Genomic DNA, 1,224 nt, shown 5'->3' on the forward strand with positions numbered 1-1,224 from the left:
AGCCTGCGTTCGGCCAGCGTGGTTTAACGGGGCGCCTGAGATCAAAAGCAGATCAAGATCAAGAGCGACTCGCTTCGCATCGTGGTTACGGTTGGGCGCTGCTGAGTTGTGTAGGTACCTGCAAACTGCAAGTGAAAGGCGCCTTTGCTTGCAGCTTGCAGCTCGCAGCCTAAACCTTAAGCGCCTTCTTGGGATAAATATCATAACGACTGGACTTGCCCTCCAGCGCATGGCTCGGCTTGGGCCCGTCAATGCACGGCGCCTTGCGCGGGCGTTTGACCACTACGCGATGGCTGGCCAGGGCGAGGGCCGCCGCGAGCAATGCCGGTGCATCCAGGTCATCACCGACCAGTGGCCGGAACAGGCGCATTTCCTTCTTCACGAGGGCGGTTTTCTCGCGGTGCGGGAACATTGGGTCCAGGTAGATCACTTGCGGCGGCTCGCCTGCCCAATTGAGCATCACTTCAATGGCGTTGCCCTTGAGCAGCGTCATGCGCGCCACGATCGGCGCCACGTCAAAATCCTGCGCAGCGCGTGCCAGGCCGTCTTCCAGCAAGGCACCAATCAATGGCTGGCGCTCGATCAGGCTCATCTCACAGCCCAGGCTTGCCAGCACGAACGCATCCTTGCCCAGCCCGGCCGTGGCGTCCAGTACACGGGGACGCACGCCTTGGGCGACGCCCACGGCCTTGGCGATCATCTGCCCGCTGCCACCGCCATATAGACGCCGGTGCGCCGCGCCGCCTTCGACAAAGTCGACCCGCACCGGGCCCGGTGCGTCCGGTCCGAGCTGTTGCAATTGCAGGCCTTGTTCGCCGACCTGCAGGGAAAAATCCGCCTCATCGCGTTGCACAGGCAAGCCCAACAGCGCAGCCCACTGCGCGGCGCGGGCCTGGAATTCTTCGGCCAAGGCCTCGACCCGAATGCGGCTGGCCGCTGGTTGTTCACTCATCAATCGCTACGCTCGAAAATATTAAGGATCGGCCAATACCGGCCGATAAAAACAACAGTCAGGTATTTTGCCAGAGCTGAGCGTCGACCGAAAAAAATGTCAGACATTCTTCCCCTAACCATCGGTGTACTGCCGACCCACAACCACTACGGCCTGCGCAATACTCAAGCGCTGGCCGGGGTGAGTCATGTGTGGCAGGACTTCTTCGCCCGAGCCCTGGCCGAACAGCTCGGCGCTACGCCGGGCGCGCTGGCCGCCACGGCGCCTGCACC

The 1,224-nt window shown here is 62.2% G+C and carries 1 protein-coding gene and 1 pseudogene; one reads left to right on the top strand and one right to left on the bottom strand.

Translation table 11 applies throughout. The features are described from left to right. Nucleotides 1–169 precede the first annotated feature (169 nt). A complete protein-coding gene (locus BFP96_RS03800) occupies nucleotides 170–952 on the bottom strand; it encodes a class I SAM-dependent methyltransferase (protein ID WP_065935616.1) in 783 nt (260 codons plus the stop codon). Between the two features lie 96 nt (nucleotides 953–1,048). Between BFP96_RS03800 and BFP96_RS28745 the strand changes: the two are divergent. Beyond that, nucleotides 1,049–1,224 (top strand): annotated as a pseudogene (locus tag BFP96_RS28745) (energy transducer TonB); the annotation flags it as partial.

The organism is Pseudomonas sp. 34 E 7, assembly GCF_900005715.1.
GTDB classification, from domain to species: Bacteria; Pseudomonadota; Gammaproteobacteria; order Pseudomonadales; family Pseudomonadaceae; genus Aquipseudomonas; species Aquipseudomonas orientalis_A.